The sequence below is a fragment of the Butyrivibrio sp. AE2005 genome (assembly GCF_000686965.1).
In the GTDB taxonomy this organism is placed as follows: Bacteria; Bacillota; Clostridia; order Lachnospirales; family Lachnospiraceae; genus Butyrivibrio; species Butyrivibrio hungatei_A.
Genome location: NZ_KK366048.1, coordinates 10268 through 17928 on the forward strand (window position 1 = coordinate 10268; position 7661 = coordinate 17928).

10 protein-coding genes are annotated in these 7661 nt (G+C 37.2%); all 10 read left to right on the forward strand.

Annotation, left to right across the window (positions count from 1 at the left end; all coding sequences use genetic code 11):
- Positions 1–222: 222 nt before the first annotated feature.
- Entirely contained in the window at positions 223–576 is a 354-nt protein-coding gene (locus DL92_RS19890) for a helix-turn-helix domain-containing protein (RefSeq protein ID WP_051199068.1), read from the forward strand.
- 28 nt (positions 577–604) lie between these two features.
- Positions 605–1144 (forward strand): hypothetical protein, encoded by a 540-nt coding sequence (locus DL92_RS0117685; protein ID WP_026668466.1) that lies wholly within the window; start codon positions 605–607, stop codon positions 1142–1144.
- 243 nt (positions 1145–1387) lie between these two features.
- A complete protein-coding gene (locus tag DL92_RS21895) occupies positions 1388–1546 on the forward strand; it encodes a Com family DNA-binding transcriptional regulator (protein ID WP_420314842.1) in 159 nt (52 codons plus the stop codon).
- A gap of 313 nt (positions 1547–1859) precedes the next feature.
- Positions 1860–2423: a sigma factor-like helix-turn-helix DNA-binding protein gene (locus DL92_RS20555; protein ID WP_026668468.1), complete on the forward strand. Its 564-nt coding sequence runs from the start codon at positions 1860–1862 to the stop codon at positions 2421–2423.
- 141 nt (positions 2424–2564) lie between these two features.
- Entirely contained in the window at positions 2565–2897 is a 333-nt protein-coding gene (locus DL92_RS0117705; RefSeq protein ID WP_026668469.1) for a hypothetical protein, read from the forward strand.
- Positions 2875–3255, forward strand: a complete 381-nt coding sequence (locus DL92_RS0117710; protein ID WP_026668470.1) for a hypothetical protein — start codon at positions 2875–2877, stop codon at positions 3253–3255. Before DL92_RS0117705 ends, DL92_RS0117710 begins: the two co-directional genes overlap by 23 nt.
- A gap of 20 nt (positions 3256–3275) precedes the next feature.
- A complete protein-coding gene (locus tag DL92_RS21355; RefSeq protein ID WP_197027280.1) occupies positions 3276–4784 on the forward strand; it encodes a hypothetical protein in 1509 nt (502 codons plus the stop codon).
- 18 nt (positions 4785–4802) lie between these two features.
- The gene (locus DL92_RS0117720; RefSeq protein ID WP_026668472.1) at positions 4803–5201 is read left to right on the forward strand and encodes an RNA-binding protein; all 399 of its coding nucleotides are present in this window, start codon (positions 4803–4805) and stop codon (positions 5199–5201) included.
- 130 nt (positions 5202–5331) lie between these two features.
- Positions 5332–5901, forward strand: a complete 570-nt coding sequence (locus tag DL92_RS0117725) for a hypothetical protein (protein ID WP_026668473.1) — start codon at positions 5332–5334, stop codon at positions 5899–5901.
- A 152-nt stretch (positions 5902–6053) separates the two neighbouring features.
- Positions 6054–6953, forward strand: a complete 900-nt coding sequence (locus DL92_RS0117730) for a tetratricopeptide repeat protein (RefSeq protein ID WP_034469718.1) — start codon at positions 6054–6056, stop codon at positions 6951–6953.
- The last annotated feature ends 708 nt before the right edge of the window (positions 6954–7661 follow it).

Consider the following 7661-nt stretch of genomic DNA (forward strand, 5'->3'; position numbering starts at 1 on the left):
TCAATCACTCTACTCATAACATATAACCTCAATCAAAAAAAGAACTAATGTTTGGGTATAAATATAATATACCTTTGAAGCGGATGTTTCAATAAAGTTCTAATAAAAAATCACCTTACTACAGTCAAGTAAATCCTCGATTCAGTTAGGTTAAATGCAGTAAGTTATTACTCTACAATAATTATGTAGTACTTCGTGGGGATTGGAGGTTTTTTTACCACAATGGATGTTACTGCTAAATGGCTGATTGATAGGATTGATAATCTACGTGGCGAAAAGAATATGTCAGAATACAGGCTGTGTGAGCTGTCCGGAGTAACTACTTCGACTATGTCCGCGATGCGAAGACGGACCAGCATGCCACAGATTCAAACAATACAAAAGATATGTGATGTGTTTGGAATATCTTTGAGCGATTTTTTTAAACCGACTGCGGAGCCAAAAAGTGGCATGTATTTATCTGATAAAGAAATGGAAATAGTCACATATTTACGTAATATGACGGAGGCAGATTTTATCTTGGTGCTTACGTATGCCAAGGCGCTTAGTGATGCATATAGTAGTAGGGAAAAATAGATATCATAATGCGGAGGGAGGTTTGGTTATGGCAACTATATCCCGAAATGAGCAGCGCATTAACAATTTATGTATTAGTAACGGATTTGAACCTAAGGATGTGTGCGATCTGACGAAGCTCTTGTTGGAACACTATCGGAGTGGCTTTGAGATACCGCAGCTGTTTAAGATCAATTTGGACAGTGATGGGATCCGTGATCAAAAGATATCGATGCGAAGGGATTTTTTGGAGGCAATGAGATTACCTTTAAAAGAATCTACTGAGTATCTTGACAGGATATTCCAAAATCTCAGGGATTGTACCTGGATGCGGTCGGTAATTGATATGGTACTGGAGAAGATTGCAGGTGGAACAGGCGAGGGCGACCTCTATAAGCGGATTATTGAGAATTACTATCTGAATTCGGAATCTATATCAAATGAGGAGATGGCGCGAGCGGAGAATCTTTCTACCGCGTCTATAGAACGTAAGAAAAGAGAGGCTATCAAGTATCTGGGAATCAGCATGTACATATACGCATGCTGCAGAGAACAAGAAGAAAGGGACCAATATGACAGAGCAAGGTGAGCTTTAGAGCTGCTGTTTTGCATTTATATGTGAGACAGTAGCTCTTTTATGGTAAAAAAGCATTTGATGGATTGCTGATGGTTATTTGATGGTTTTAGTACATTAAATTGATAACAAGTTGATGGAATAAAAAGTAAAATGTGGTGTTATTATATTACGCGACAAGGTTTAAAACCTATCTTTTGAGGGGGAGCAGTAATTTCAAAAGAGGGGGTATAGGTCTTGGAACATGTGGAAGAGAAAATGATCTATGTCTGTTGTCCTGTCTGCGGGCGATTGCTGTTCAAAGGTGAGAGTTTCTCAGGTGTTGAAGCAATGTGCCCAAAATGCGGGGCGAAAATCAAGGCAGAAAGACAGCGGATTTATATTCGTATTTCGTTCGAATCTAAAGAAGCTGTATAGTTGTTACAATTAAATACCTGAGTTATCCGTACCGGCATCGTATCCGGCTGTGAATCGGAATGGTTGCGGCGGGTAGCAAGAGTTTGTTAGCGGCTATGAACGACATAGAATCGTTGAAAGGCGGAGCAAAACAGAAAGAAGTATCTAGTGATAGATATTCTGTTTTGCTTCGTCTTTTTTCTTTGCTCATATTACAGGCTTCTTTCTGTTGCTCTGAGTGTGAACGCAGGTGCATAAGTGGGAGACCTATGTTGGGCGCTATCCGTGACTTCCGTTTTTGGGAACTTATGAATTTTCAAAACGGAGGTCAGAAATGAATAATAGAAAAGATGGACGCCCTTCAATAGCAAGGGAATTAAATAAGAGTCAGGATTTATATAAGTTGTACAGTTTGGAGAAGCATTACCCCGGAATCGAGGGAGATGCAAAATGGGCGATAGCTACAGATCTGTCCCGTGAGGAGCTGGAGGCGTGCGATGGATTTGAACTTAATCTCTTTAAGCCATATATCATCATAACGCCTGAGCAGGGAGAGGTATTTGCGGAGTATGAGCGTTTGGAGAAGAAGCTCCAGATGCAGGATTATCGCCACACGGATATGAATGCCTATGAAGAAGGCATGGAGGTAAATAAGAAGGCTATGGATTACCTTAGAGGCGTGCCAAAAGCCATTGATCCGGAAGAAGCGATAAATGCTTATGTTCTTCGCGCTGCAATAAATCAGTTGCCGGATAAGCTTCAAAGGAGGCTGAGAATGTTCTTTTTCCATGGATTTAGTGAGAAGGAGATAGCAGATATTGAGGGCGTGTCTCAACCGGCTGTGCATTACTCTTTGCAGTCGGCGATAAGACAGATGAGGTATGTATTGGATATTTGATAAAAAAGATTGTGGCGATGCAGCTATATACGGCTGTATCGCTATTTCTTTATGATTTTCCGTGCTTGCTGCCGTATATTTATGCGTGATAAAATATTACCAAAATGTTACAAAAGATTAAATATAAGGAAATGTAAATGCATGGCAGAAGATAAGGTATTCATGGACACAAACGTGTTCACGGGGATAGTTAATGATATAAGAAATGCGGCTGACCATTTGGTGCTTACGGATAGCGCGCTTAATAGTTCGGAGTGTCTTGAGGAATTCCCTGCTGGAGTAGAGATTCTTGAAGCGTTAAAGGAAGTGCATACAACATCAAAATTATATAGGTACGAGGCCGCCGCAGCTTTACCTAAAGGACTTCTTACGCTTAGAGACAGCATGATTGAAGTTGACAGGGAAGTAAGTGAAAGCCTTAGTGTCGAGAAAACCTCGGGAGGTATGAGAATTGAGTCGAAGAGGAGATATTGAACGAGAGATTCGTCACAACTGTGAGAAAATCGATGAGTATAGGGAAAAGATTTCAAGGCTCCAAGAAAAAGCTGAAATAATAAAAGAGAAGGAACGCACAATTCGTGAAGAAGTTTATGAGCCCGCAAGGTCTTATGATATGACTCACGGTGATGCGTTTAGGGGACAGCTTGAGCAGGAAGCTGAAAGATATCAGACAGAGATTGGTAGTAGGACTGCAGCAGGATTAAGTGAAACGTCGCAGCTTTTGTCAGATATCCAAAGAATAATAGACAGAATATATGAGCTTATCGATGAGCTTGAGCATAGAAATAGTGAACTCGAAGCAGAGCTAAGCTCACTGACGGATGATGATTAAAGGGATGGAGTTTTGTATAGATGGGGTTAGTTTACGAAGATGAAAGGTATTTTTCTGCGTGTGATGTAAAGAAATTTGATGCAGAAAAGTTTGATAGATTTGTTGATAATCTTGCACATGATATAGATAGGTATATTGGGGATGCAAGAGCACTTGAAACCGGATATGGCAAATATTACAACAACAGCACTTATGTAGGAAAAGCGGCAACTGCCTCAAAGGAATTTATTGATCGCAAACAGTTCGAAAAATTCCATGTAGGTAGTAAGGATATTCAAAGAGAGCTTTTTAATAGGTGTCTTGGTGTTAAAAATATGTTCGAAGCGAAGGTTGACCCTTCGCCAAAAGCTCGTATAGATAATGAAACGCTGGATCTGATTAAGCGTGATCATATGGCCTTTGCCGATAAACTTGAATATGAAGGGTATGATATCGAGTGCATAGCACGGGAAATAGAAAGCGAGTATGGAAAATATGGTGACGTTACTCAGCCAAATTATCGCAGGGCGCTGGTGGTTTATGATGAATTCTGCGGTCATGGCGGCTTTATGGATAAGTGTATACGCAAGTTTGAAAACTTCAATGAAGATGCCAGACAGCACATGAAGCGTTCTATGATAAAAGAACATTCTTACGATTTACAGAAAGATATAAAAGCCACAGCATCGGCGCTTGAAGGAATGACTGTGTTTAAGACCGAAGTAGAACGGCAGTCAGTTTGGGTTAATGCTCTTAATGCAAGTAATGTAGTAGTTGATCCTGAAAAGTTAGCGACTGATATACGAGAAATCATCAAACTTGCAGGATTGAAATATGACAAAAATGCACTTATTGATGCTAATATAATAAAGACTGCAACTAATCTGGCGTTACTAAATTGTAAAAGTAAAGATGAAAAAGTTTTAGTACAAAATTGTTCGGCTTCGATGGTGTCAGCAGCTGCTATAGGGCCTATTTCATGGGATGTAATTTATGGAATAGTTGTGTCAGCAATTGAAGCTATTGGTGCTTCGTTACCGTGGGCTATTGCAATAACTGCGTTTGTACTTTTGATTACGCTTGTTTTAAGTTTTTCATCCCATCTAAATCAATCCAAATCAGCGGATAAAGAAGAGGATGATACTAAGGCCGAGACTGGTTTAGAAGGTAAAGCTAAAGAGGGAGAAACAGATGATTCCCAAGCTAATGAGGGCAGTGGAATTAAGAAAAATAATAACACTGATTCAAATTCGCCAGATGATGATCCTTTTAATGAAAATGACGCAGAAGTTCTTAGTAAACTGACAAGAAAAGAGCTTAAAGAAAAATTACCAGATGATTGGGATTATCAAGAACACAATGGTCGTGTTCATATAAGAGATTCAAATGGGAAAATAAGAATTAGAATTGATGAGCCAGAAACAAAACCGCCGGCAAGAACTCCGTATAGGCATATGCATATATATGATGAGAATGGAAATCCGTTAGATGTTAATGGCAATATTGTTGATAAATATGATCCGTCTGGTCATATTCCATATTCTGATTAAGTGGAGGAAAAAATAAAGATGTTAGATGATATCAATAAAAAAATAATAGAGACTGATTATTGTGATAAGGAAGTATTGGGCTTTTGTAGTGATTTTTTTGGTGATGAGATTAGTATTTTTATCGATATCGATGGAGAAAAATGTTGGAAAATAAGCTTTTTGATGTGTTCGCATGTTCAATACAATACTGATGCAGCTTGGGGATGGAGAAAAAAAGGTAATTTAGTAAGAAATATGAATAAGCAGCAGCTTGGTTATTATTGCCAAGAGCTTTCTGTTGCAGAAAACGCAGAAGTGGAAGGCTTTTATGATGTGTACTTTGATTTATCAATATTAACCGGCAATATAACTTGTAAAGATATTAATGTAGAACAAATACCTCTTGAACAGGTAAATAGATTTTGGGAAACAAATTAGATCACACATGAGTAATTAGTTGCGGCTTTGGAGAAAAGCATACAAGGATGATGACAGGATTAGTTATTGATAAAGGCGAGAATTATTACACAGATATAAAAAATATACTAAATTAGGAAGAATTCTTATTATGATAAAAATGAATAAACTTATGCAAGAAGAACTTTTAAAAATCAAAGATATCGATAATACTTTTGATTTTACTGGTAAACTGTCAGTAATTAATCCTGAAATGTATAAGGTACATGATTGTGTCCTCATGAGAATTAATGATAAGCCCAAAGTCTCAGAAGAAACAATTGAAGCAGCTATGAAATATAAAGACTTTAATTATGATTATGAACATAGTGAATTTCTTATTGGGAGCTATTTTGAAGGAATAACATATGAACAAAGTTTAAGATTAGGACTTGATATTGTTGAATTGTGGGGGTATAAATTACATGCTTTATTCCCTGAAGATGAATTTCATATCATAATGTCTGTTGATATTGAAAGTGAATATGATAATAGGGTTATGCTTCGCTACTATAAATATAGAGGTGAAGATGGTTTCCGCTATGATTTAGATGAGTTAGATAAATTTGTATTTGATGCAATCTTGGTTAATGTTGTCGAAGCAGATGAAAATTATGACGATGAAGACGAGGAAATTGAAGACTACGAAGATAATGAAGAAGAATCTGAAAATGAAATGTGAAAACATGTTTTTTTATTAAGGCAAAGATTAAAAAAGGAACTTTTATACCCTATTTCAATTTTATTGTACTATGTATCAAGGCACTTATCTGTAAAGGGTAAGTGCTTTTTATGTGCGTTAAGGGGGTTAGATTGAGAAAAAGAGGAAATATTATGAAAAAGACATATAACGATATGACTGCCGCTGAATGTGTTAAGAACCAAGTGAAAACGTATTGGAAAATAATGATTATTTATATATGTGCTCTTATCTTTTTGAGTGCAATTTATATAGCTGAACGCATATTTATTAGCCCGTTAACTTATGGAAATGATGCGGCTTTGGAATTACACAGTGGATTATCAAGAGTGTTTTTTTATTATTACATTGTTTCGGCAATTTTTTGTGCGATTATATTTTCTTTAATAGGAGTGGTTAAGTATATTTCTTTTAAAGAGATATATCTGGCTTGGGGTGATCCTAAGAAATTTATTGAAGCTGAAGAACTCGTTCAAAAGAAAATACCTTTCTGGCGCACTGATAGGCGCAGGAAATGTACTATTGCAAATGCATATCTGGCACTTGGAGATTATGACAACGCTTGGAAATACTATGAGGAAATAATTCCTAAGAATCTTTCTAAATGTTATAACATATATAATATGTTTGGACTTGCATGCTATTATATTGCTGTTGATAATCATGAAGAAGCAGCTAAATATCTTGCAAGACTTGAAAAAGTGAAAGCTACTGCTGCTAAAAAACGTAAAAATTTGAGTGTTATGATTGATTATCTAAAATGCACATTTGCAATTCATGATGGAAAATACGAGGAAGCGAAAGAACTCATGAATAGCAATATAGATGGTAGCATATTGGCTAATCAGATAACTTGTTATAATCTAAAAGCTGAATGCTATTATAATCTTGCGGCTATTGCTTACGAAAAAGGTGATTATATTGAGGCTATTGTTAGATATAGAGCTGCGGTATCATCTGGAGGCAAGCTACCTATTGTTGATAAGGCAAAGAAAAAACTTGAGGAATTAGATGCGAGAATAATAAAAGAATAGAATTAGAAAATATTGGGTCTTCTAATTAGAGGCGTTGAAAAATTAAAAAGAAGATAGGATTATGAAAGAGGGATTTGAACATGTTTTTTCAGATATTCAAGCAGACATGGTAAGAATAATAAGCTTAATGCAGATTATCAATATGATGAGATTTATACGAATACAGAAAAAACATCGGATGATATAGCTGAAATGTGGTATCAAGAGATACTGAAAAAATTTAATTTATTTGGAAAAGTGACTAAGCTTAAAAGGCAATCTTCTGTTTGGGCAATTGGAGCCCATTCTTGGAAGATTGCTTTTTTATTTTCAAAATAGACTTATTATTCCCCTTATTTCTGTAGTTATTAGTGAAGGGATTTTCCCTTGTCTGTACTTTGACAAGAGAATATACATTCACTAAGTACGTTCCTGTAGTATGTAGCCCCAAAGGTACGCCTTGCGCGATATAGCCTCACTGGAATGTCGGTAGCACCGGCACTGGCGATGACAGCTACGGGTATAATGATACTTCCGCTCAGCCACAACTCATCGTAATGGGAGCGGTCTTGCGAGAACCGCAGGAAGGGTTGAGCCTATGGAGCTGTGCTGCAGCCGCTTAGTGATTTCCCGTTCTCCGGGGCGCCGTGGGCAAATAGGGGAACATATAACTGTTTGATTTTAAGAAGGTATTCCGCTGTGTACTGGCAGTGGGTGCCTTCTTTTTAC